Genomic DNA, 26,212 nt, shown 5'->3' with positions numbered 1-26,212 from the left:
TCCCATATGTCATCAGTGGATAGGTAAATATAATCATACCACTCCTCCTTAGCTATACCCTCTCCCTGATTAGTTACAGTCCAACTTACTTCTACAGACTCACCCCAACCTGCGGTACTGCTGGAAATGGTTGCTTCCGTGACTACTAAATCTGGTAAATCAACTTCGTTGATAGTAATGGGAACTGCAAAGGTATTATTAGTCTTATCTGTTTCATATTGTTGGTTGTAGTAGTAATAATCGTCAGGATTTGTCACTACTAACAGATGATAATTCCCCGCTGCTACATCATAGGGAATGAATATATTGCCTGTTAAGCTGTAACTTCCATCTATTGCCAAGGGGCTATTACCAGCCCAGAAATCGGACACATAGCGATCGCTATCATCCCATATGTCATCAGTGGATAGGTAAATATAATCATACCACTCCTCCTTAGCTATACCCTCTCCCTGATTAGTTACAGTCCAACTTACTTCTACAGACTCACCCCAACCTGCGGTACTGGTGGAAATGGTTGCTTCTGTGACTATTAAATCTGGTAAATCCCCCTCGTTAATTTGAATTGCTTGGGCCAAAACATTATTAGTAATATCCGACTCCAGAAGTCCGTATTGGCTATAATTGGCGTTTGTCACTACCAACAAATACCCACTAGCTGTAAACCCAGGGGGAACTGTTACTGTCTGTGAAGCTGTATAACTCTGACCAGGAGCTAGTTGTTGATTATACTTATAATACTCGCCTACAAGTATATCATTCTCATCAAAACTCTCATCTAAGGAAAAATAAATCCTATCATCGCTCCAGTCGTTTGTCCCAGTTGTCTTACTACCTTGGTTAGTGACAGTCCAGGATATTTCCTGAGTTTCCCCCCACCTCACAGATTCCGCTGCGGTAATTGATGTGACAACTAAATCTGGTAAATCACCCAATAAATCAGAAGCATTGATCTGTACTGCTTGGACTGCTAGATTATCTTGTCTGTCTGTCTGTTCACCATCATTATTGGCAATAACTAAAATATATCCAGTTCCGCTAAATCCGGGGGGGATGGTAATTTCAGCAGTACTAGTGTAACTCTCCCCTGGTGCTAATACCCCCCCTTCATATTCGTAACCACCTAAGAAAAAGTCATTGCCCAACTGGTCATTAAGTGAAAAGTAAACTTCATCATACCACCGTCTTCTCGTGGTTGCTGTTTCACCTTGGTTGGTGACTGTCCAAGAAACCTCATAAGTTTCGCCCCAACTTACCTCTGTGGGAATTGTCAGGGAACTAATCACTAAGTTGGGTTGGTTGGAAGCACTAGTTACCATATATCAATCACCTTTTCCTCAAATATCTGTGAGCTACAAAAGTCAAGGGTTGTCCCTATCCCTGAAGTTGAAAATGTAAATTTAATCAGTTACTATACCGGGGCTGTTTTTGTTATAGGCGATGGCGATCGCACTATTTCGGGACATTGGAGATGTCCGCACCAGATTGTCAATAAAGTACTTTGTAATTTTGTGAAACTGCCAAGGGAATTATTAGCCAGTAGTATAACCTATCACACTTGTCAAAGATCCGCTGTGATGTCAAAATTAAGTAAATTTTTTTAAATAAAACTTTGGGGAAATAAAAAAGGGAACGGGGAACACCGGAACAGGGAACAGGTAAGGGAGAAGGAGTAAGGAGTGAGGAGTGAGGAGTAAGGGGGAAATTGGTGTCTACTTCCATTCGCCAGGGAATAAATTCCCTGTCTAATAGCTCAAGTCCACTGAAAGTGGATTAGTGGGTTACCTAGAATACAGTTAATGGTTATTAACTGTATTGTGTAATAATTAATACCTATTTAGATTTATCTGGCTTGGGAGCTACTCACCACAGAAGTTTTAACCCCTAGCTCCTGTTGCTTACCCCAGTAGCAAGTCCGAGATGAAAGTATTGATTTCGGTTCCCGTGTTTCTCTGTCCTGTGAGTTCACTCGTAAACAGATTAAAGGTAGTTTCCAGAATCGCATTGACGTTAGGATTATTCTTGAGTAACAATCCTTGACGAATTAAGAAAATATCCCCCCCTGTCACTTGACCATTACCATCAACGTCAAAAGCTAAGTTGTTGACCCCATTGGCGATCGCACTCCTTAAAGCTGCACCTGTGGTGTTTGTGGCTCCCACAGTTTCAGTGCTAAAGAGATTAAAGGAACTTTCCAGGATCGCATCGACGTTAGGATTATTCCGTAACAGCAGATATTGGTCAATGAACAATAAATCAGCACCGGTCACCCTACCGTTACCGTCAATATCGGCGGGATTGAGGGGGTCTACTACTGTCAAGGCGAAGGTATCACCTACACTTGTACCCGCTATATCGGTAGCGGTGACGGTAATATCAAAAGTACCGACATCTTCATTACCCGGTGTACCGCTAAAGGTGCGAGTTACGGGATTGAAGTTTAACCAACTTGGTGTGGTACCTGTGTAAGTGAGGTTATCTCCAGTATCTATGTCGTTGAAGGTGTTTTCTGGGAAGGTGAAGTTAAAGCTTTCATCTTCTAGGGTGGTGATGTCGTCAATGGGATTAACTAAGGTTGGGGTATCATTAACAGAATTAACGGTAACTGTAAAGGTATCATCCACAAGTTTACCGTTAGATGTTCCCCCAATGGTGATGTTGGCAGTGCCGAACTGATTGGGTTGATAAGTGAGGGTTAATTGATTCTCAACTATGGTTGCAGTGACTAAGTTGGTATTATCGTTAACCAACACAGATTTAACAATCAACTCCACATCATTGTCAACATCAGTAAATACATTACTCAGGTCAATGATAGTGTTGTCTGCATCTTCATCAACAGTAATATCACTAATGGGATTCAAGACGGTAGGGGGTTCATCGGGAATAACTTGATTACCAAAATCAATATCTGTGGCAATTTCTCCTGATGTGAGGGTGACAGTGTGAACTAAACTCAGAGTGTTGGTAGCAACATTATAATTATCATTACTACTATTGCCTGGGTTGCTAGTGTCTGGGGCTGTGGGGTTGAGGTTGAGAATACCTTCAGCTAGACCTAATATATTAATCCGAGAATAGGCAATGCCTGTGTTATTCACATTATCATTCTCGTCATCGCCATCAATGATTAAATTACTGGTGGTGTCTAGTAAGGTGCGGAATTCCCTTAATGTTAATTCCCTCTCTAAATAGGTGTGAGCTATTTCCTGAGCTAGGGTGGCAATTCCGGTAATGTAGGGAGCAGCTTGAGATGTTCCCCCCATGGTTATAGTACCGCCAGTGGCATTGGCACCTGTAATGAGGATACCAGGGGCAAACACATCTAGGAGGGGGTGACGTTGGGAGAAGCTGGCAATGTGGTCAGCTCCTGTGGTGTAGTTTATCGCTCCATTACCGAGGGTTTGAGCGCCAAAGTCATCAGCCCACACCGCACCCACGGAAATCACATTGGGGTCAATAGCGGGGTAAGCTAGTCCGGGTTGGCTGTTGAAGGTGTAGAAACTATTGCCCGCCGCAGCAGAAATGATGACATTTTGGTTAGCTATGGCGGCTAATTCATCCCCAATTCCATAACGCCCAGTGGTCGTAGTCCAGTTTTGATTATCTCCTAAAGAAAGGTTGACAGATGCAATATTATATGTATCAGCGTTGCTGTTGACCCATTGTAAAGCTGCTTCTAAGTCTGAGAAGTAACCAGAACCGCTATCTCTAAAGACTTTGAGGATAATCAGATTACTATCTGGGGCGACGGATGTGGCGATACTAGCGACGTGGGAACCGTGGTTATTTTTATCGCTGGCGTTATCATCCCTATCAGCAAAATCATACTGGTAAATAATTCGGTCGGCAATGCCATCGTTATTGTTGTCCGCACCAAAGAAAGGATGATTTAAATCAATACCCGTGTCAATGATCACGGTGCTGTAACCCTGACCCTTGATGTTAGTAAAGCGGGTATCTGCCCAGAATTCATAGAGGTTAATTAAATTCTCAGCGCTGGCGGTGGTATAGGTTTCGCTGCTGATAATGGGGCTGTTGGGGGTGTGCAGTTGGATATTAGCGCTAGTGGTGGTGACGTTAACCACTGGGTAGGTTTGTCGCCATCCCTCCTGCATAACTTCAGAGATGGTATAAGTACCTGGACGGAGATTATTAAAGCTATAGTTACCATTTTCATCCGTAACTATTGAGATTTCCCCATCATCTAACTGTCCGTTGGTGTTGGCATCTAGGTAAATTGTCCAACCCGGTAAACCGATTTCTCCTGGATCTTTAATGCCATTACGATTGAGATCATGCCATTTTTGACCCGTAATGCCGGCAAATTGATATAGTCCACCGTCCCAGTTGAGGTAATCTCCGGCATTAAGAGTAAAGATATCGGTTTTACCATTAATGACACTAGCATCACTATCTAGGCTGTCATCATTTCCTTGGTTGGGGGTGCTGAATTGATAGGTTGCAGGGGCGATGAATTCCAGGAAGTAATCACCAGTGGGGGTATCAGTAAAGCTGTAGAAGCCTTCAGGGCTGGTGGTGGTGCTGCTGACTAACTCGGTGGCACTATTGTAGAGATTAACTGTAACATCGCCTAGTCCTGGCTCTTGGGGGTTTTGGATACCGTCGGCATTACTGTCTACCCAAACATAGTCGCCAATGGTGGCGACACCGCCTGGTATTCTAATGGTGGCCTGGGCTGTGGTGGGTATTTCTTGGGTATTGCCAGCGTTGTCAGTAGCCAGGGCATAGAATTGATAGGTGTGTCCAGGGGTTCCAGTGTAGGTGGACTCGGTAAGTTGAGTGTCGGTTAACCAGGGGGTGTAGTCGCCGCTGTTGTCAGCAACGTAGATGGTGTAACTGGCAATAGCTGCACCTTCATCAGTACCAGCCCAAGTTACGAGAAATTCTGGGGTTTCTGAGGTGGCGGGTAGTTCCTTGACTGTACTGATGGGTTTGCTGACATCAAGGGTATTGAAAATGGGAGGGGTGGCGATGGGTGCTTCGGTGTCAAAGATGATTTCTGCGGCTGCGTCAATGATATCGCCGGTTTGGGCGCTGGATTTTGCCCGAATACTGTAGGTCACAAATCCTTCCCCTGCGCCATTTTCATCGTTGATGGGTAAGAATCCCGCCTGAGCATCTAAGGGAGCTTCTGCCGTGGTGGGATCTATGGTGCTAATGCGCCAGGTAGCTATACCGGTGGTGGTGTCTATGGTGGCAAAAACATCTACATAGAAGCTGTTGCTTGCCGTTAAGTCAATGCGGGTGTTGTGGAAAGCCCGGTTTCCTTCTAATTCATAGACTGAACCACTCCAGCCGTAGTCATCGACGCGGAAAGTACGCCAATCCAAATCGGCATCCAGCTGTTGGGTAATCAGGACTTCTTGGGCGGGTGCAGACGCTGTGGGGGCATTTTCAAAGCGGATGGTGTAGCGTAATGGTTCATCTGTATCTATCCAGCGATCTTCTCCAAAGCCTTCTGGTCCTAGGATGTCGTTGGGATCTATGGGACGACGGACGGGGGGTTTGTAATCATTATCGTCGTCGCCATCGTCGCCATCGTCATCATCGTCATCATCGTCATCGTCACATTCAGGATCCCCTTCTTTGCACTCACAAAGGGTTTCGTCTATGGGAAATAGACTACTGATGATACCACTAAGACCTCCCTGAACAAATAGATTAACTTCAGATGTGGTTAAATCAGAAACATTGAAACTGTCGATCAATGATAGTGTTAGGTCTGGACTGAACACAATCGGTGTTAGCCAATTTTCATTGTTGTAAATACTGTAGAATACGCTTGTCTCAGTTATGGCTGTATCGGGATTGATATCTTGAGTCCAGAATAAGGCTATTTGATCCCCTAGTTGGCTGAATTGCAGATTTCCAACCTCAGTAGCTGTCAGTATTGTTTCGAGATTTTTCCAGTTTTGTCCATCCCAAAATGTGCTTAAAATAGTCGATTCCCCGATGTCGTAGTTATGATTAACCCAAGCAAGTACAACATCGCCAGTGTTGGTTTCTCCAAGAGCTATATTACCGTCACTTCCTGCCCTGACATCTATGACAATGGGAGAAGACCAAGCTTCATTTTGATAAAGAGAGTAATAAATATCTTGGGCGCGATAAGCCTCTAAGAAAGCCTCTTGAGTTAAATTAGCATTAATACCACTCGATTCTGCTTTTGACCAGACAACCATTAACTGGTCTTTTTGATCGTTAATGATAGAAACATCATTATTAAATCCAATACTATTGGGTATAGCCAACGGATCACTCCATTGAATGCCATCAAATTGTGAAACAACGATTTGATTCCCTGTTTGATGACTACTAGGAGGAACTGTCTTAGTCCAAGCCATGACAATTTGACCATCCGCATTTTGTGTAATTGCCGACTGACCATCTGCGTATAAATCATGGCCAACATTGGCAATAACACTATTACTTCCGTAAATATTGCCCGTTCCTATGAGTTTTTCGGGTTGATAACTAAACTCTATTATTACCCATTCAGGAACATCAGTAATGCTAGGAACAGTGGCATCACGCATCATCAGTTCTGAATCAAAAGTGACTAAACTAGATGAACTTAACAGGTTAGCCGACAACTCAAATGACCAAGTATGTCCACTGACTTCTGTCACTTCAACTTTAATTCCACCTGTTGTTTCCTTATGACGGAAATTGGGAATAACATCAAATGAGGAGTTAATATAACCTGATGCTCTCAGCTGAGAATCACTTGCATAACCGAGTTGAAGGTAGGGACCAAAACCAATATTGAGTGAGGCTTCCCCTATTCTATTGGGGAGAAGAAAAGAAGGAAAGGGTTCTTGTCCCGTCCATGACAGTTCCTTGAAATCAGCACCAATATTAACATTAACTCCAGCCTCTATACTCCATCCGCCAGGATTGTTATTAAGTCCTCTGAGCCAAGCATCTAAAGCTAGAGATGCCACGTATCCTGCGGGACCTCCTAATCGCAGAAGATAAACAAGTCCATTTTTCCAATCAAATGACCCACCAACCGACCAATTCGCTATTGCCTTGTCAAATGCCCATTCACAGTCTTTCCTATCTAATATCCATGTAGCATTTATTCCGCCACTACCGTTAATTGACGATCGCAGTGAAGGTCCGTCAAAAGTAAATTGAGCCCCAACTACTCCATTACCTTCAACTTCTCCTCCTCCTCCAGATAAAGTTAATCCTCCAGAAATATTGCCCTCAAATTTGATATTACGGGTTAGTTGTTTTGGGGTCTGGGGAAAACTCCAATTAAAAGCATAACTTCCCTCCAGAGATTGCCTTAAAACCTGCTCTGAAGTAGATAATTCACTTAGATAGTCAGATGTAACATCTATCAAATCATAGTAAAGGTCAGTATCATCTTGAATTGTTTGATCTGATTTAAGATAGGTGAATAAAATCTGCCCTGTTTCACTTACAAATACCGAGGGTTTTGTGTGACTAATATTACTATTAGTCAATGCAATCGGTTCGTACCACTCAAATCCACCTTCGTTGAGAGAACGACCAACAGCATAATATATTTCTGATTCATTTCCTGCTCCCTGTTGCCAAGTTGCTATTAAACCAGAGCTAGTTCCATCTATGAGATAGTCAGAAGCTTTTAAAGTAAAATTAGAAGCCGCAGCATCTGTTATTTGGTTGGCATTAATCCAATGAGTGCCATCAAAGTAAGAATGCCAGAGTTTGCCATCTCGCTCCCAAAGAATATGAGTCTTACCATTGGTGATAGCAAGAACCGGATTAGAATCATTAACATGGGCAGTTTCCTCATTATTTGCAAGAGTATAAATGATAATGTCCTTTGTGTCTTCATTTTGGACAACAGTGTAACTGGGAGCTTGCCAATCAACAAAACCATCTCTGTCCATGTCAAAACTACTGTTACTCAAAGCAAGTTCGTAACTGCCAGGTTCTAAAGACAGGAATGTAAAATGTCCTTGTTTATCGGTAACTGTTCTTCCTCCTAAAAGCCACTGTTCACCCCTAGCTTGATAAGCATCTATTTCAACACCTGCTAGAGGATTCCCTGTTGTTGCATCTACTAATTGTCCCGATAGATTAGATGTTGGCTGATAGCTTGGGTGAGTGAGATACATCTGGGTAAAGAGTTCCCGCACATCATAGATGGGTTCCCCTTCCCCTGACAGTTGCCCAGACATATCATTAATCATCTTCACATAGTCCCCGTAAGTCTGCACACGGGCGACTATATTTCTCAGGAAACCATCCCACTGAGCATTACTTAACCCCTCTGGACGAATGGAAGCCTCTAAGCTATTCCAATCCAGGGGGGTGCTATTATCCGCGGAATAGGTACGTACTCGAAACTCAATGGGATCAGTATTGCTGTTGAAGTAAATGGGTAGGGAGTTTAATTCCCCTGGGCGCAGAACATTCTGCAATCCTTCATCGCTGATACCTAATAAATGCAGGGGCGCACCTGCACCTAATCCACCTAGAGTGGTTCCTACTTGAGTATTAGTGAAGCTCTCAACGATTAACAGCGGCGCGATCGCATTTGTATCTCCCTCATTGCCATAGTTAACATTAAACTGATAGTTCCGGTTAGGACGGACTTCTTCAGGTCCGGTGATATTAGCATCTAACCTATACCCCAGGGCATCTTGAACGGTAACGACATCTTCTAACAGGGTGGTGTTACCATTGGTTTCTGTGGCTTGCACATCATATAACCCCACGGTGTCGCTAAATAAATCAAAGGTGACATAAGCTAGGGTCGAGTTTTCTAAATAAACGTTTTCGGCTGTAATTAAGCTACCATCTGCCCCCCGGAGTTGGAAGGTTGTCCCCTCGGCAAACTTGGCTCCGCGAATTTGTAAGGTGGCTTCACCAAAGTTACCAATAGTATTAGTATTTACTCCGGTAATGGAGAAAGGAATATCTTGGGCGACAATTTCATAACTGGGACTGGTGGCCGCTTGATCTCCATAGGCAAGAACATAGTAAGTTCCCGTTGCTTCAATGGGAATAATGATTTCTGGATCGGCGTTGAAGGGTTGTACCGTTGTCAAATCAAATTGTCCCCGTGTGGGTATGGAGCCGTAACGCACATATAACTCATTGAAGGACTGATTATCACTACTATCTAACTTGAGGCTGATGGCTTGCCCGGCTATGGCCTCGAAACGATAGTAAACTGATTGTCCTTGACTTAAGTTACCTGTATCCCCAACACCCAGGGTGAGGGCTTCCACATCTATGGCTATTTGCTCGCCAGAAACCCCTATATTATTACTCTCATTGACTTCGGGGATTTGGTTACGGATATCAGTGCGGACTATCACATGATAATCCCCTAAATTTACACCAGGAATAATACTATTGAGTGTTTTGGTATAACTTCCACCAGTGGCAATATCACCGCTATGATTGACCTGTCCTACTAAAGTATCGCTGATATCCCATTGGTTATCTTTTGACAGGTAAATGGCATCTGTCCAACTGCCGTAGGCAGTGTCAGTACCTTGGTTAGTGACGGTATAGCTAATGCTAGTAGTTTGCCCTGGTATTCCTGCCTCTGGAATAGTAATATCAGTAACTACTAAATCTGATGGGATTGGGATGATTACCTCTGTAGATATACTATGAAATTTAGTATTATTAGATTCCCCATTCCGTTCGTAAACATTATTGTTGCTATCTGTCACTATCAAGGCATAATAACGCCCTGCCAAGCCCCGAGGAATATTAAAGGATTCCGTGGCAGTGTAGCTACTGTCTTGATTTAAGCCACCTGTATGATAGCGATAGCCTAAATAAATATCACTGTTACCATCAAATACTTGGTCACGGGATATATAAACTTTATCATACCAATTGGCATCGGTATCCGCCCCATTGTTAACCATAGTCCAAGTTAAGTTTAAAGGCTGCCCTGCAATGCCTTGTGTTGGTGCATCCACTGACTGAACGGTCAGATCAGGAGTCGGTATAGGGGTAATAGGGAGTACTTCTATTCCTGTACCACCGCCACTACTACTAGCATCGCTGGATTTAAGGTTATTATTCTCAAAAATACCCTCAATAACATGATTATCTCGATCAGTTCTCACGAGAACGTAGTAATTACCGTCGAGATTAGTGGGGACATTAAAGGTTTTGGTTGCAGTGTAGCTTTCTTGAAGACCTAAAGCCCCTGAACGGAAAAACGAGCCTAACTCAATATCATTGTTGCTAACCGTAGGGTCTAAGGATAAATAGACTGCATCGTACCAGAAATTACTATTAGTGCGACCCTGACCCAAATTTTCTACTGTCCAACTGATAGTCAGGGGTTGTCCTGGGGTAAAAGTATCCGGTAAACTAATGCTAGTAACTTGTAAATCTGGTGTATTACGGGAAATGGTTATGGGGTAAGGATTAGAGCTATTATTGCCTTCGTTGCTGTCTTCATAGACGTTATTACTTGAGTCGGTAACGACAAATAGCTGATAATCTCCCGCTAAACCAAAGGACAAGTTAACAATTTCCCTGCGAGTATAGGTGTTCTCAGGGGTTAAAATGCCTGTGTGGGTAAAGGTCTCTAGGGTAATGTCGTCTTGATTACCCAAAATGTCATCACTGGAGATAATCAGGGCATCGCTCCAACTATTAACAATAGTATTGCCCGTTCCCTGATTTTGCACTGTCCACTGTACTGCAATTGCTTTCCCTGCTTCTCCTGTACTAGCAATGACTGCTTCGGTGACAATTAAATCCGCTGGCTGAGAGATAATGGCAACTTGATTATTACTTGGGGTAATGTTGTTGTCATTATCGAGTTCAAATACTTGGTCACTGCTATCGGTCACCCCAAAGATATAATAATCCCCGGTTAAACCATTGTTGAGGGTAAAACTGGCGGTGCGATTATAACCTTCACCAGGATTGAGGATACCGTACCAACTCACATCCCCCAATTTTATATCAGTGGCTATATCTAGTTGCTCATCACTGGAAAGATAGAAGGTATCAATCCAATAATAATTGGGAGTTTCTGTTGCACCAAAGTTAGTGACACGGTAGTTAATGGTGAGGTTTTCCCCTGATCTGGCATTATTGGGAATGGTTAAGGATTCAAATTCTAAGTCAGGGGGAGGCGTGAGGGTGATGGTGGTGGCTGTTGTGTCGTAACCACTATTATTATTTTCTCGGAAATGTTCATAGACATTGTTATAGATGTCAGTCTGCACAAAGAAGAAGTAATCCCCATCTACACCAATGGGTAAGTTAACAGTACCCGTACCTGTGTAACTTTCCCCTGGGTTCAAGGTACCACTACGGTAGAAATCCCCTAAAATGCGATCGCTTGCATCTAAGATTTCATCTACTGACATGAACACCCTATCCCACCAAGCAGTTTCTAAGGTGCGCCCTGTTCCCTCGTTAGTCACTGTCCAACTTAGGTTCATGGCTTGTCCAGAAAACGCACCACTGGGAGCATTAACATTAGTTAGCTGTAAATCTGGGGGAGGGGTTAAATCTATATTTGTGGGTTCACCATAACCTAAATTATCTCCCTCATTGTCAACCTCATTCACTTGGTTGTATACGTCTGTCTGCACCAGGAAATAATAATTAGCATCAATTCCCCTGGGAAGGGTGACAGTTAAACTGTTGTTATAGCTATCCCCTGAATTTAAGTAACTGGGATTAGTTACCTGTCCCAAATAAATATCCGTATCATCAAGTACTTGATCTAGTATAGATAAATACACCATGTCATACCAAACTGGTGCATTAGTTGCGCCGTTACCTGTGTTAGTAACCGTCCATTCTATAAGGGTTTCTTGACTAGAGAAAGCTGTTGACGGTGCTGTAACGCCAGTAACTTGTAGGTTAGGAATTGGGGAAATTTGAATGGTGAAAACTTCTTCATCTGTGGTGGTGTTATTATTCTCGTTTTGTGTCCCCTCAGCAAGATTTCCCCAGTAGTCTGTAGTAACAACTACCTTATACTCACCATTTAATTCTAGAGGAATATTAACTGATTGAGTTCGTTCTAAAGATGCACCAGCTGCAATGCTACCTGTGAAACTAAAATTACCTAAATTTCTAGTAAATTCTCCCGTAGTGGCATTTACTAAATCAACTCGATCCCACCAAGTTCCTTCTGCATCTACTATCCCCTGATTAGTCACACTCCAACTAATATCAATGGACTGTCCTGATAGGGATTCTACAGGGGCAGTGATATTGCTAACTACTAAATCTGGACCTTCCAGTATGGTAATGGGAACAGCAAAGGTATTATTAGTCTCATCTGTTTCCCCTTGGTAGTTCCACCATGAATAATCAGTGCGGAATAACAAGTAACGATTGCCTGTGGCTGTATTCGGTAAGGTAATATTACTGGTGATAGTGTAGCTACCATCTGCGGCTAATGGTGTTTGCTCAGAAATGAATTGTGATGTAATAAAAGTATCTGAGGAATCATATATCTCATCATCTGAGATGTAAATAGCATCATACCAATCTGTTTCTGCTGTTACTATTCCCTGATTTTTTACCGTCCAGGATACCTCTATGGTACTACCTATGTTACCTGATGCTGGTGCGGTGGCGGCGGTGATGACTAAATCTGGTGCACCCAGGGTAATGGGAACGGCAAAGGTATTATTAGTCTCATCTGTTTCGACTTGGTAGTTCCACCATGAATAATCAGTGCGGAATAACAGGTAACGGTTGCCTGGGGCTGTATTGGGTAAGGTAATATTACTGGTGATGGTGTAACTACCATCTGCTGCTAAGGGTGTCTGCTCCCAAATATATACATTTGATACATAAGTATCCGAGTAATCATATATCTCATCATCTGAGATGTAAATAGCATCATACCAATCTCTTTGTGCTGCTCCTATTCCCTGATTTTTTACAGTCCAGGATACCTCTATAGTACTACCTATGTTACCTGATGCTGGTGCGGTGGCGGCGGTGATGACTAAATCTGGTAAATCAACTTCGTTGATGGTAATGGGAACTGCAAAGGTATTATTAGTCTTATCTGTTTCATATTGTCGGTTGTAGTAGTAATTGTCAGGATTGGTCACTACTAACAGATGATAATTACCCGCTGCAACATCATAGGGAATGGATATATTACCTGTTAAGCTGTAACTTGCACCTATTGCCAATGGGCTATTATTACCAGCCCAAAAACTGGACAGGGAGCGATCGCTATCATCCCATATGTCATCAGTGGATAGGTAAATATAATCATACCAACTTTGTTGGGTTACCAGGGTTCCCTGGTTGGTCACAGTCCAATCTACTTCTACAGACTCACCCCAACCTGCTGTACTGCTGGAAATGGTTGCTTCCGTGACTACTAAATCTGGTAAATCCCCCTCGTTAATTTCAATCGCTTGAGCCAAAACATTATTAGTAATATCCGACTCGTATGGACGATAATCGGTATTTGTCACTACCAACAAATACCCACTACCTGTAAACCCTGGGGGAACTGTGACTGTCTGTGAAGCTGTATAACTTTGCCCAGGAGCTAGTTGTTGATTATAATAATAGTTATAATAATCACCTACAAGTATATCATTCTCATCAAAACTCTCATCTAAGGAAAAATAAATCCTATCGCTCCACCCATAGTAGTTTGTCCCAGTTGTCTTACTACCTTGGTTAGTAACAGTCCAGGATATTTCCTGAGTTTCCCCCCACCTCACAGATTCCGCCGCCGTAATTGATGTGACTACTAAATCCGGTAAATCACCCAATAAATCAGAAGCACTGACCTGTACTGCTTGGACTGCTAGATTATCTTCTCGGTCTGTCTCTAATTGGTCACTATACTCATTGGCGACAACAAAAATATATCCAGTTCCGCTAAATCCGGGGGGGACGGTAATTTGAGCAGAGCCAGTGTAACTCTCCCCTGGTGCTAATACCCCCCCTTCATATTCGTAATCACCTAAATAAAAGTCATTGCCCAGTTGGTCATTAAGTGAAAAGTAAACTTCATCATACCACTGTCTTCTCCTGGTTGCTGTTTCACCTTGGTTGGTGACTGTCCAAGAAACCTCATAGGTTTCGCCCCAAGTTACCTCTGTGGGAATTGTCAGGGAACTAATTACTAAGTTGGGTTGGTTGGAAGCACTAGTTACCATAGATAAATCACCTTTTCTCCAAATATCTGTGAGCTACAAAAGTCAAAGGTTTCCGCTACTGCTTAAGTTGAAAATGTAAATTTAATCAGTTACTATACCGGGGCTGTTTTTGTTATGGCCGATGGCGATCGCACTATTTCCGGACATTGGAGATATCCGCACCAGATGTTAATCTAGTACTTTGTAATTTGGTGAAACTGCCAAGGGAATTATTTAGCCAGTAGTATAACCTATGACACTTGTCAAAGATCCGCTGTGATGTCAAAATTAAGTAAATTTTTTTAAATAAAACTTTTGGGAAATAAAAAAGGGAACAGGGAACAGGTAAGGAGTGAGGAGTAAGGAGTAAGGAGTAAGGGGGAAATTGTTGTCTACTTCCATTCGCCAGGGAATAAATTCCCTGTCTAATAGCTCAAGTCCACTGAAAGTGGACTAGTGGGTTACCTAGAATACAGTTAATAACCATTAAGGGAATAGGGAGTGGGGAATGGGGAATGGCTACAATAGATTAACGTTGTAGCCGATAGTGTAAAAACACCTCTTGCTGGACTTGATGCACTTCTAAAAGTTCTAACTTGGGGGCTAATTGTGATAAAAATCCCTCACCCTCTACTGGTGTAGGCGCAGATGCACCACCTAAAATTAGTGGACACACTGTTAACCACAGTTCATCAATTAAATCTAATTGCAATAGGGAAGCTACTAATTCCCCGCCCCCTAATACTGCTAACCGGTTTATGTCTAGGGAGCTAAGGTGTAACAAAGCAGCAGATAAGTCTACATTGCCAGTGGGTGTATCAAAAATGAGAATTTCATCAAATTTAGCAGGACAACCCTGTAAGGCTGTTAACTCCCTTATGGGTGGTGTCTGTTGGGTTTTTGCCCAAGCATCTGCTCCCGTGGTTGTAGTGAGTAACCAGCGTTCAATAGGCTGTTGGAAAAACCTAATTTCCGGATGAAGTTCGGCAGATTGTGTAAGGACTATATGAACCGGCTGGGGGGGTTTACCCTCTTTCATTCGTTGTTGCAGCAGAATTGGTTGTGATACGGTAAGTGTTGTACCGTAGGCGCGAATAGTGCCAGCACCTAATAAAACGGCATCAGAAGCAGCGATTTGTTTTTCCAGGTGTGCTTTATCAGCTCCTGAGCCAAAACGAGCAGGCGATCGCCTAAAATCTGCTATCTTGCCATCTGCACTCATGGCCAAAACTACTATAGTATGAGGACGATGTTGCATTATGGGATGAGTGTGATATTTTGGAAATTTTACTTGTTAGTGAATTAATTTGCCAAAAAATATTTGCCCCCGGCTACTGTTGAGTAATTTCATACTATATCTATATCTATAGCAACCGCCAAGGTAATTAGGACATTCACTATTCCCTATCCCCTATCCCCTATTCCCTATTCCCTACTCACTATTCCCTACTCACTATTCCCTACTCACTATTCCCTGTTCCCTGTTCCCTTAAAACCATAATGATGATGTCCTAACCAATATGTCCGTTGCTATATATGCAACAGCAGTCACATTCACATTTACCCCATAAGAGTTTTGGTATGTCTAATTTCTGGTTATACGTTCAATATTTGCAACTTTTGGCAGTTGACAAAAACACAATTATAACTTAGCAGAATATCTCTTTGAGCTGTTCTAATTGCACATCGTTAGTTTTGTGGTTTACAGATGCGAAGTGAGATACTCGATGGCTAAGGCTCGTCAATCATCCTTTCGACGTATTTTAGTAACAAGAATTTTGCTGTTGTTTGTCCCGGTGATATTGCTCGGGGAAATCGTGGCTTTGAATAAGGCCAGATCTAGCCTATTAAAAACCGCCGGCGAAAATCTTACAGAGAGTGCTGTTTTCAAAAGTGAAAAAATAGCTAATGCGATCGCTACCCTCAAAACTCACTTACTCATTCTGAGTCAAACAAGAGTCATTCAGTCCGGTTCCTCAGCCCAAGTAGAAAAATATCTCACTGAAGTAGCAAAACAATTACCAAGTCACATTGACTGCTTACAATTAACTAATATACAAACAAGTAAAATTATTGCCAGTAGCTGTGGTGAGCAACCAATTACCGAGTGGGAATCATCTATTCCTCAGCAAACAGGAGAAATTAATATACAAAAAATATTACCGCCAAAATTAGGAACCACAGGTCAAATAAATCGGGGTAATCAACTGCAACTGCTACTATCTACCCCAGTCAACAACCCCACAGGGCAAGTCCGATATACATTGAGCATCAAATCAGCACTATATAAACAAACAAGAAATCAACCGGGTTCCTTAACAGGCTCTACGGTAGTCATTTCTGAAAATGGGATAATTTTAGCACACCCATCAGCGGAGTTAGTTGGTAGTAATATTCAAGAACACCCAGATGCTGGCCAACTGCAAGCAATTGTCAAAAATGCCCTAGCCGGACAAAGTAACTCCGTCAATTTAGCATCTCAAGAGGGTACAGAATTCATCGTGGGTTACAGGGCTATTGCTAATCCCATCACAACACAACCGGGGGAAAAATGGATAGTTCTGGCTGTAACCACTGTAGATAATGCCCTTCTAGGTTTAGAAGAAATTAAACTCATCCTGATTGTTTTAACAGTTGGTTTGATTGGTGCAAGTTTGTTAGTATCCCTATATCTAGCGCCTTATTTAGCCAGTCCTGTAGAACAATTGCGAGACTATGCTCTGCATCTTCATAGCCACCACGCCGCACAACCAGTACCGCGAAATTTCCAAATTCGGGAGTTTAACCAACTAGCCCAAGCCATAGACCAAATGGTTGAGAGACTCAAGGCCTGGGCCGAAGAACTAGAAAATGCTTGGAAAGAGGCAAAAAGTGCCAACCAGATCAAAAGTCAGTTTTTGGCTACCACTTCCCATGAGTTGAGAAATCCACTTAATGTGATTATTAATTGTGTGCGGGTGGTGCATGATGGCTTGTGTGATAGTCGGGAAGAGGAAATAGAGTTTCTTCAACGTGCCGACGAAACAGCTATTCACTTGTTAGGTATTATTAATGAGCTGCTTGATATTTCTAAAATTGAAGCAGGTAAGCTGTCAGTAGTTACAGTACCTATTGATCTGCGACAAATACTGCTGGAAGTGATTAATTTACAATCAGTAAATATTCAAAACAAAGGTTTGCAGTTAAAAACCGATTTAGGTACTGATTTGATTCCTGTCGCAGCAGATGCGGTAAAGTTAAAGCAGGTAATAATTAATATCATTGGTAATGCAACTAAGTTTACCGACGAAGGAAGCATTACCATTGCTACAGCCATTTCCAAATCTGGTCAGAACAAATCTCAGGTGATGATCAGCATCACAGATACAGGTCTAGGGATAGAACCTACCCAGCAGCACAAACTATTTCGCCCCTTTGTGATGTTAGATGGAGGAACCACACGCAAAGTTGAAGGTACGGGACTAGGATTAGCTATTTCGCGGAATTTAGTCGAAGCGATGGGAGGTAGTATTACTCTGGAAAGTGCGGGTATAAACAAAGGCACGGCTGTCAAGATTACCTTGCCGATGATTGATAGTGCTTTATTAACTGTTGCAGCAGCAAAAGAAGGCGTGATTGAGACTTCTGGTGGTCAAGATAACGGCATTATGGGTTACCTGACTCGCCATTAGGAAGTCATATCTATCGTTGTATTCACGGTTTTTCTGGGGGATAAATAGCTAAAAAAGCTACCTTGGCTGCGGCTTGCTCGGCAGCTTTGATGGAGCGTCCTTTACCTTCACCTAGTTTATTGTCATGAAGCCAAACTTCTGCGGCGAAGCGCTCTTGATGTGGATTCGGTTGATTAACTTCCCTGACTCGATACTCAGGTAAAACTTTAAATTCTGCCTGTGTCCATTCTTGGAGAGCTGCTTTGTAGTTGAGTCGGGCTGGGTCGCGGCGAATTTCCGTGGCTAACTTTTGCCAGTGAAAATCTAGCCAAGGGCGAATTAATTCCAGGTTGTTTGTGCTCAGGTACAAGGCACCTAGAACAGCTTCAAAAGCATCTGCTAATCGTGATTCTTGACCAATTTTATCACTGGTAGCACTACCGACTACAAGTAAGTATAACTGCAAACCATATTCTCTTGCTAGTTGAGCCAGGATGCGATCGCTCACCAACACTGAACGAATAGCAGCAAAATCCCCTACTGGACAATCAGGATATGTTTCCCACAAAACTACCGAGGCCGCCAGTCGCACCACCGCATCACCGACAAACTCCAATTGTTGATAATTTGCCGATTCAGAAACACTAGGATGAGTCAGAGCCAAGTCCAACAGTTCCCACTTAATGGGTAAACCTGGTGGTAAACCTAACTTTCTGACTAAACTTTCGAGCTGTCGCTGACGGCGTGGATAAACAAGTGTCATTAAACGGGATGGGGGGCTGGGGAATAAAAAAGAGGGGAGAGAGTCGGACATAAGCCGGGTTCTGTTCTCGCAGACTGTTAAAAAACACCTTTGAGGGCAGTTATCTATCTGGGACGCTTGTTACCAAACGCCTCGAGCGGCTCTAATCATTGGAAACTGGTAAAAGACCAACCTTAGTTTCCTTTCGCCTTGCTCCCAACCGGGGTTTACCGAGCCACAACCTCTCGGTTGTGCTGGTGCGCTCTTACCGCACCTTTGCACCCTTACCTTTAAAAAAAGGCGGTATCTTTCTGTGGCACTATCCTCGCGATCGCTCGCACTGGGGGTTATCCAGCAAGTTTGGTCTTTGGGGAGCCCGGACTTTCCTCAAACCAGTCACTGTAACTGATCTGCAACCGCCTGCGCCTACTCTCTCCCCAACTCCAGTGTAATCCGGGATGGCACAATGTGCCTGGTTTGGATTACTTATTTTTTCTTCCAAGGCAAAGCATAAGTCCAGGGTACTTTTCTAATAGTGAAAGGACAATTGATAATACAAGTGGGGGGGATATCCACACCCGGGGCTAGACCCACACGTAATTCAGAGATGCGTAACACTAGCTGGAGTGAAAATGTCAACTCCTTTCTTTCCTTCATAAAATCGTTATATAACTTTTTTTGCGGTCCACCACCTTTACTTAGTGCCGTGATATTAACTATGGGTTTGGTAGCAGAGTAGGTTCCTGTGGCGGCATCACGGTCAAAAACATCTTCTGCTGTTACCGTTTCTGAAAGAGTTTTCTGGGGAGCAATTAGGCTAGGACTTTGTGGTACACCTAAGTCACGGGTTAAATCAGGTGATTTGCGAATGACTCGACGTGATTGCTTGCTATGTTCGACAACTAAAGAGCTATTGTCCCAGTCTACATATATGGCAATATTATCGGATTTATTTTCAATACTCAGGGATAAATCTTTGACGTCATCTACAGCATATAAGGATTTGAATTTAAAAGAAATCCCCACTTGGTCGAGGAGATTTTGTTCTTTGAGTTGTTGATCAACCGCTGCTTTTTGAAATTCAAATTTTACTTGATCATCAATAGACTCAACCATACGATTAAAGACGTAAGCAACGCCAATAATATAGAGGGTCAAAATAACTAAATTTTGGTCGCCACTCCTCATAATTCATTCCCTAACTGTTTACAGTTTTAACCATAGGAATCATTTGATCAGTATATCAGCGCCGCACCAGCCCAACGCTCCCGCCAGACTTGGAGATGAAAAAAAACAGTTTGCCTTGCTCAGACAAACTGCACCAGAAAATATTTACATTCAGCAACACAGACTAGAACATACCCATACCGCCCATGCCGCCCATGCCGCCCATGCCGCCCATGCCGCCCATACCGCCCATACCGCCCATGTCAGGAGCAGGACCTGCGGGTTTCTTCTCTGGTTTTTCGGCGACAATGGCTTCAGTAGTCAACACCATAGCCGCAATAGAAGCAGCATTTTGCAAAGCTGAACGGACAACTTTCGCAGGATCGATGATACCGGCAGCAATCAAATCCTCAAATTTGCCAGTAGCGGCGTTGTAACCAATATTGAAATCGCTGCCCTTGACTTGAGAGACAATCACAGAACCTTCGTCACCGGCATTATCTGCTATTTGACGCAAGGGAGCTTCTAATGCGCGTTTGATAATATCCGCGGCAATTTTTTCTTCTCCGTGAAGGGTTGCTTTGATGGCGTCGATTTTCTCGGTCAAGTTGATCAGGGTTGTACCACCACCGGGAACTATCCCTTCTTCTACAGCAGCTTTAGTGGCGTTGAGCGCGTCTTCAATCCGTAGTTTGCGGTCTTTGAGTTCGGTTTCTGTGGCCGCACCCACTTTAATGACTGCGACACCGCCTGCTAGCTTGGCAATGCGTTCTTGGAGTTTTTCGCGATCGTAGTCAGAATCAGTTTCTGCCAATTGCTTACGAATTTGAGCAACTCGGGTTTGTACCTCTGGTTTGGTCTCACCACCGGCCACAATTGTGGTGCTTTCTTTGTCAATGGTGATTTTGCGGGCAGTTCCGAGCATTTCTAAAGTAGCAGTGTCTAGACTTAAACCGATTTCCTCAGAAATCATCTGTCCATCGGTGAGAATCGCAATATCTTGTAACAACGCTTTGCGGCGATCGCCAAATCCGGGTGCTTTGATAGCAGCAACAGCCAGGACACCGCGCGCTTTATTGACTACTAAAGTTGCTAAAGCGTCTCCTTCTAAGTCTTCGGCAATAATCAGCAAGGGTTGACCCAGACGGGCTACTTTTTCCAACACAGGAACTAAATCCTGGATGCTGCTGATTTTTTTGTCGGTAATCAGGATGCGGGCGTTTTCAAATTCTACGATTTGCCTGTCGTTATTGGTAATGAAGTAGGGAGAAATATAACCCCGGTCAATCTGCATCCCTTCCACTACTTCCAGTTCGGTAGTCAGGGATTTAGATTCTTCCACAGTGATCACACCGTCTTTGGTGACCCTTTCCATGGCTTCGGCAATCATTGCGCCCACTTGTTCATCATTACCGGAGGAAACAGTGGCCACTTGGGCGATCGCACTTCCTTCTACTGGTTTTGCCACCTTGGCAATTTCTTGTACCAACACTTCAATAGTTTTGTCGATCCCCCGCTTCAAGCTGATGGGGTTAGTACCAGCGGCGACGTTCTTTAAGCCTTCTCTAATCATCGCCTGTGCTAAAACTGTGGCGGTGGTGGTTCCATCACCAGCGATATCCTTGGTTTTGGATGCCACTTCTTGAATCAGTCTTGCACCGGTGTTTTCTAAAGGATCTTCTAATTCAACTTCTTTGGCAACTGTGATCCCATCATTAACGATTTGGGGCGCGCCAAATTTTTTTTCTAAAAGGACGTTACGACCTCTAGGTCCCAAGGTGATTTTTACCGCGTCAGCTATGGCGTTAACACCTTTCTCTAGCGCTCGCCGTGACTCTTCATCAAATGAAATAATTTTTGCCATGTTTTATCTCTCTAGTCCTTCCATTAGACAATTTAGCACTCACTAGACCAGAGTGCTAATCACCAAACAGTTCAGATTATAAATGCAAATTCCCAAAATTGAGTAATATTACAGTTGATACTCATATAGGACAATGGCAGTAATGCTTGAATTGGGGGATGAATCTAGACAACTTTCTTAAGTCCCTCGGCATTGCCGACCCTAGCGGTTCCGGCTGGTTGGCAGTAGTATTTACGTTTCTTTTGGCTTGGCTGGTAACCTGGCGTTTGATTCCCACAATACGCAAATTTGCCTTGCGGGTAGGTTGGGCTGACCAACCAAATGCACGACGACTCAACCAGCAGCCTTTACCCAATGCGGGTGGTTTAGCTATTTATGCGGGAGTGATTGCCGCTATGGTACTAGCTAGCCTGTTACGACCTATTGCCCTGCAAAGCGTCTTGGCTCAAGTCCTAACCATTTTACTAGGAGGTTCCATCCTAGTGCTTGTTGGTTTTATTGATGATCAGTTCGGTTTACCGCCCTCTGTGCGCCTGTGGGCACAGATTGTCACGGCATTGTTGCTGTATGCCAACGGCATCAACATTGATGTTGGATTCAACACGCCCATAGACTCGCTATTTTCCATGGCGATAACGGTACTTTGGGTAGTAGGTATCACTAACGCCATCAATTTGATGGACGGTATGGATGGATTGGCTGGGGGAGTGAGTTTTATCACTGCCATGAGTTTGTTAGGGGTTGCTGCCCAATTTCCCAATCGGGCGGCTGCTATTTTAGTGCTGGCAGCTTTAGGGGGTGGAGCTTTGGGCTTTTTGCGCCATAACTTCCACCCCTCAAGGATTATCATGGGTGATGCTGGTGCATACTTTTTTGGTTATGTCCTAGCTGCAACTAGTATTTTAGGTAACCTGCAACAAAATACAATTTTTGCCCTCGGACCGACGATTTTATTTCTCATATTGCCAGTATTGGATACTACACAAGTGTTTATCCGCAGGTTATTGGCAGGAAAAAACCCTCTCAGTACCCCCGGTAAAGACCACATACACCACCGCTTACTCGCCTGGGGATTTTCCCAAGGCCATGCTGCCTTGACTCTGTGGAGTATCACTTTAGTTTTTAACTTGCTGGCCATGAGAATACAAGGCATGACTCTGGTGGTGATATTGACCACTGCGATTAGTATTGTCATGCTCTTGAGCTTTACCATCTGGCAAAGAACCTGGAGTCACTCATGATTACATTACCATGCCGCCATCAACGTTAAAGACTTGTCCAGTAATGTAAGCAGCAGCAGGATCAGCAGCGAGGAACCGCACCATACCAGCTATTTCTTCTGGTTGACCGTAGCGACCCAGAGGGATATATTTTAAAATATCTTCGGTGTTGCTAAGTTTACTGGTCATGTCTGTGGCAATAAAACCAGGAGCAACGGCATTAACTGTGATCCCGCGAGAAGCAAGTTCTTTGGCGACGGTTTTAGTAAAGCCGATGACCCCTGCTTTGGCGGCGCTATAGTTGGCTTGACCAGGGTTACCCATTTGCCCAGCTACGGAGGCAATATTAATAATGCGTCCGGAACGTTGTTTGAGCATAATTTTACTAGCGGCGCGTGTGCATAAGAAGACACCTGTCAGGTTGAGGTCAATTACTGCTTGCCAATCTTCTGGCTTCATGCGTAAAAGTAGGGTGTCGCGGGTAATACCGGCGTTATTGACAATAATATCAAGGCGTTGAAACTTTTCTATGGTGGCGTTAAATAATGCCTCCACTTGATCAACCTTGGATACATCAGCTTTTAGGGCAATAGCCTGACCTCCGGCGGCATTAATTTCTGCGGCTACAGTGTCGGCAGCACCGCTAGAACTAGCATAATTAACTACTATACTCGCTCCTTGTTTAGCTAGTTCTAAAGCGATCGCTCGTCCAATCCCCCGTGAAGCCCCTGTGACAATTGCAACTTTTCCCTGCAAAGTTTCCATAAATTATTCCTTTTGCTTTTCAAATAACCGCGCTAATAATCTTATGGTGATTTGTGCTTATAATTGCAGGATTTTAGATTTAATTGCTTCCTGATCCGGATATCTATACCTCTGGGAAGATGGGGAAATTGAGCAACAATAAAAACAAAATGATGATATGCCGATTCTTTAAGGTACACATTACCATTAAAAGCAATCAATAAAGATTTGGTGTGTGTCACATGGCTACAAAAAAACAATTCAACAGTTTTGAAGAGATGTTATCTGGTTCTGATGTACCGGTATTAGTGGATTTTTATGCTGATTGGTGTGGCCCCTGTCAGATGATGGTGCCAATTTTAGAGAAAGTTAATGCTCAATTACAAAATCGGTTGCGTGTTGTAAAAATAGATACCGAAAAGTATACAGTGCTAGCAAATCAGTACCAAATTACTGCCTTACCAACATTGGTACTATTTAAGCAAGGTCAGCCAGTGGAGAGAATTGAGGGAGTGATGCAAGCAGAACAACTAGTGCAACATCTGCAAAATTTCATTTAAAACAGATTAAGTTATGGAGACGCACAATTGTGCGTCTCTAGATATTAAAAAACATTAATTTTTAGTGATTGAATGTTAAGATATAAAAACATATATTGCATAGAGTAGTCAAAAGTAAATCAGGAAACATACCCTGATGTAATTTTACTGTAATTATTTGGCGGCTGGCATTGCTAGTCGGTTGTTGTCTTTGGTGTAAACAACCTGTGCTTCCTGTAAATCCTTGAATTTAACTTGAATTGAAGGTGATGTTTTTTACTTTTACTCCTGATGATATATAAGTTTCATGTCAATGGGGAACACAGGGCAGCATGAATGAGTCTCAAAACTTGGGTAGACCTCCCCATATAAAAACGGGTGCTTTTACCCTATCCGGAACGGCGATCTATTGACGAAGATGGAAATGTAGGATGGGCGGTAATCCCAAGCAGCAACTATGGAATATTTATATTACCTGGCAAATGCCAGTATAACCCTGAGAATTGTACAACATCTCCACACCAGACCTCAGATGCCAGTTTCTTTCGTCACCGTAATTCATCAAATTGACGGGTGGGTGGTGAGAATAAAATTAAGAGAGGAAGTTTCGCCCCAAGAGGATGGGGACTTTAGAGCTTTTCTCAATGAATTAGGAATTAGGTATACACCACCAATGCGGGTGCAAATGGCACTTTGGAGTTTACAAGGGGGACAATGCCCCGTAGAGGTAATGCGCCGCTACCAAGTGGCCATAGTTTCTCATGGTAACCCAGAGAAAGAAGAAATTGAAGCCTTCCGACAACAATTTGTGCGAGGATTGGGTTACTGTCCGGAAACACTAGCGTGATTGTTAATTCCAGACAATCAGCCATCAGCAGAACAATCAAAAGCTGCTCGCAGATATTCTTGCAAATAAAATTGGTATCCATCTGCGGATAAACTAGCTAAAGGTTCTGAGGTCAATGTCATTCCAGTCCGCTGTTTTGAGATTTGCTGACGGTGGACAATGGCAACATCAAAGCGACATGGGCAGTCAGCCTTGTGAGGATACTCAGCTAAAAATATTTTGGCCGTGCGCCAAATTTTAGCTTGCTTTTGTGGCGTGATGGCACTTTTACCCCCTGCATCCCAACTTCTGGGACTACGGGTTTTGACTTCGACAAATGCTAGTTGGGGTAATTGGTGAACAAACAGATGACCTTCACTACCTAGCTGTTGCTCCTGAAACTGGGCAATAATGTCGATTTCCCCCCAGCGGCTGCAAAAACGACGATGCAAAATAGTCCAGCCCCTAGACTGTAACCATTGTGCTACTAGGTCTTCTCCTAATTCACCAATATCGGGATAATGAGAGAAAGGAGGTTTAGCCATTGGTTAAAAATATGATGAATAATAGATTAAGTAAGGAAAATTGGGCCAGCATACTCGGTGTATTGCTTGGGGTCGTGGTGGGCATGATAATAATTGTAGGGTATACGCCAACAGCTTTAGCCCTGGAATATAACAAAGAGATTTTAATAGAGTCTGACTTTTCCGGACGTGATTTAACAGACTCTAGTTTTACTAAAGCTAATCTCCGCCAGAGTAACTTTAGCCATACTAATTTGCGTGGTGTCAGCTTTTTTGCTGCGAATTTAGAATCGGCAAATTTGGAGAGTGCTGATCTGTCCTTCGCTACTTTAGATTCAGCTCGACTGATTAAAGCTAATTTGACCAATGCGATTTTAGAAGGTGCGTTTGCTTCTAACGCTAGGTTTGACGGTGCGATTATTGATGGTGCTGATTTTACTGATGTTCTGCTGCGTCCGGATGAGGAGAAAAAATTGTGTCAACTTGCCAAAGGTACTAATCCCGTAACACGAAGAGATACACGGGAGACATTGTTTTGTGAGTAATTCGCTTTTCAAAAGTTCAAACTCGGTGGTTCTGTGATATGAGCTAGTCCTAAGCTGACTATTTTATAGACAAAACTATACTTATGTTGACAAGAATTGACATAAGTGACTTAAGAAAATCGCCCACTTGATATATAATCCTACGATATCAAGTATTGAATTAAGACTATTGCCAACGCGAAAACCAAGCAATGATAGCGGTAGTCTTTCTTGTAAATCTTAACTTGAGAAATATCGCGTCTGGCTAAGG

The 26,212-nt window shown here is 43.1% G+C and carries 13 protein-coding genes and 1 other RNA gene; 5 read left to right on the top strand and 9 right to left on the bottom strand.

The genetic code is table 11. The features are described from left to right. From PN447_RS00175 to PN447_RS00165, 3 genes are all read right to left on the bottom strand, one after another. The coding region (locus tag PN447_RS00175) for a CARDB domain-containing protein (protein ID WP_271759964.1) at nt 1-1,319 on the bottom strand (1,319 nt) is incomplete at its 3' end. Between the two features lie 579 nt (nt 1,320-1,898). Further along, the gene (locus PN447_RS00170; protein ID WP_271759963.1) at nt 1,899-14,162 is read right to left on the bottom strand and encodes a CARDB domain-containing protein; all 12,264 of its coding nucleotides are present in this window, start codon (nt 14,160-14,162) and stop codon (nt 1,899-1,901) included. Nucleotides 14,163-14,670: 508 nt separating this feature from the next. Further along, entirely contained in the window at nt 14,671-15,402 is a 732-nt protein-coding gene (locus PN447_RS00165) for a RibD family protein (protein ID WP_271759966.1), read from the bottom strand. Nucleotides 15,403-15,868: 466 nt separating this feature from the next. Between PN447_RS00165 and PN447_RS00160 the strand changes: the two genes are divergently transcribed. Next, entirely contained in the window at nt 15,869-17,812 is a 1,944-nt protein-coding gene (locus PN447_RS00160) for an ATP-binding response regulator (RefSeq protein WP_271759962.1), read from the top strand. A gap of 22 nt (nt 17,813-17,834) precedes the next feature. Here PN447_RS00160 and rnc read toward each other — a convergent pair whose 3' ends face one another. The 4 genes from rnc to groL form a co-directional block, all read right to left on the bottom strand. Further along, nucleotides 17,835-18,554: a ribonuclease III gene (rnc, locus tag PN447_RS00155; RefSeq protein WP_271759961.1), complete on the bottom strand. Its 720-nt coding sequence runs from the start codon at nt 18,552-18,554 to the stop codon at nt 17,835-17,837. Between the two features lie 35 nt (nt 18,555-18,589). Continuing rightward, nucleotides 18,590-18,966, bottom strand: an RNA gene (gene rnpB / locus PN447_RS00150) — RNase P RNA component class A. A gap of 53 nt (nt 18,967-19,019) precedes the next feature. Then, nucleotides 19,020-19,721, bottom strand: coding sequence for a hypothetical protein (locus PN447_RS00145; protein WP_271759960.1), 702 nt, complete (start codon nt 19,719-19,721; stop codon nt 19,020-19,022). A gap of 163 nt (nt 19,722-19,884) precedes the next feature. Further along, nucleotides 19,885-21,564 carry a chaperonin GroEL gene (gene groL / locus PN447_RS00140; RefSeq protein WP_271759959.1) on the bottom strand — a complete coding sequence of 560 codons (1,680 nt, stop codon included), beginning with the start codon at nt 21,562-21,564 and terminating at the stop codon, nt 19,885-19,887. Nucleotides 21,565-21,722: 158 nt separating this feature from the next. On the opposite strand from groL, the gene PN447_RS00135 reads away from it, so the two are divergent. Beyond that, nucleotides 21,723-22,805, top strand: coding sequence for an MraY family glycosyltransferase (locus PN447_RS00135; RefSeq protein WP_271759958.1), 1,083 nt, complete (start codon nt 21,723-21,725; stop codon nt 22,803-22,805). On the opposite strand, the gene fabG is transcribed toward PN447_RS00135, so the two are convergent. Next, complete coding sequence (gene fabG, locus PN447_RS00130) at nt 22,806-23,549, bottom strand: 3-oxoacyl-[acyl-carrier-protein] reductase (RefSeq protein WP_271759957.1); 744 nt, start codon at nt 23,547-23,549, stop codon at nt 22,806-22,808. A 221-nt stretch (nt 23,550-23,770) separates the two neighbouring features. On the opposite strand from fabG, the gene trxA reads away from it, so the two are divergent. Further along, nucleotides 23,771-24,088, top strand: coding sequence for a thioredoxin (trxA, locus tag PN447_RS00125; protein ID WP_271731481.1), 318 nt, complete (start codon nt 23,771-23,773; stop codon nt 24,086-24,088). A gap of 436 nt (nt 24,089-24,524) precedes the next feature. Beyond that, nucleotides 24,525-24,914: a hypothetical protein gene (locus tag PN447_RS00120; protein WP_271731480.1), complete on the top strand. Its 390-nt coding sequence runs from the start codon at nt 24,525-24,527 to the stop codon at nt 24,912-24,914. A gap of 17 nt (nt 24,915-24,931) precedes the next feature. On the opposite strand, the gene PN447_RS00115 is transcribed toward PN447_RS00120, so the two are convergent. Further along, entirely contained in the window at nt 24,932-25,438 is a 507-nt protein-coding gene (locus PN447_RS00115; RefSeq protein WP_271759956.1) for a YraN family protein, read from the bottom strand. Nucleotides 25,439-25,452: 14 nt separating this feature from the next. On the opposite strand from PN447_RS00115, the gene PN447_RS00110 reads away from it, so the two are divergent. Then, complete coding sequence (locus PN447_RS00110; RefSeq protein ID WP_271759965.1) at nt 25,453-25,962, top strand: pentapeptide repeat-containing protein; 510 nt, start codon at nt 25,453-25,455, stop codon at nt 25,960-25,962. Nucleotides 25,963-26,212 lie beyond the last annotated feature (250 nt).

Source organism: Anabaena sp. CS-542/02 (genome assembly GCF_028331085.1).
In the GTDB taxonomy this organism is placed as follows: domain Bacteria; phylum Cyanobacteriota; class Cyanobacteriia; order Cyanobacteriales; family Nostocaceae; genus Anabaenopsis; species Anabaenopsis arnoldii.
This window is presented reverse-complemented; position numbering and strand designations above follow the sequence as displayed.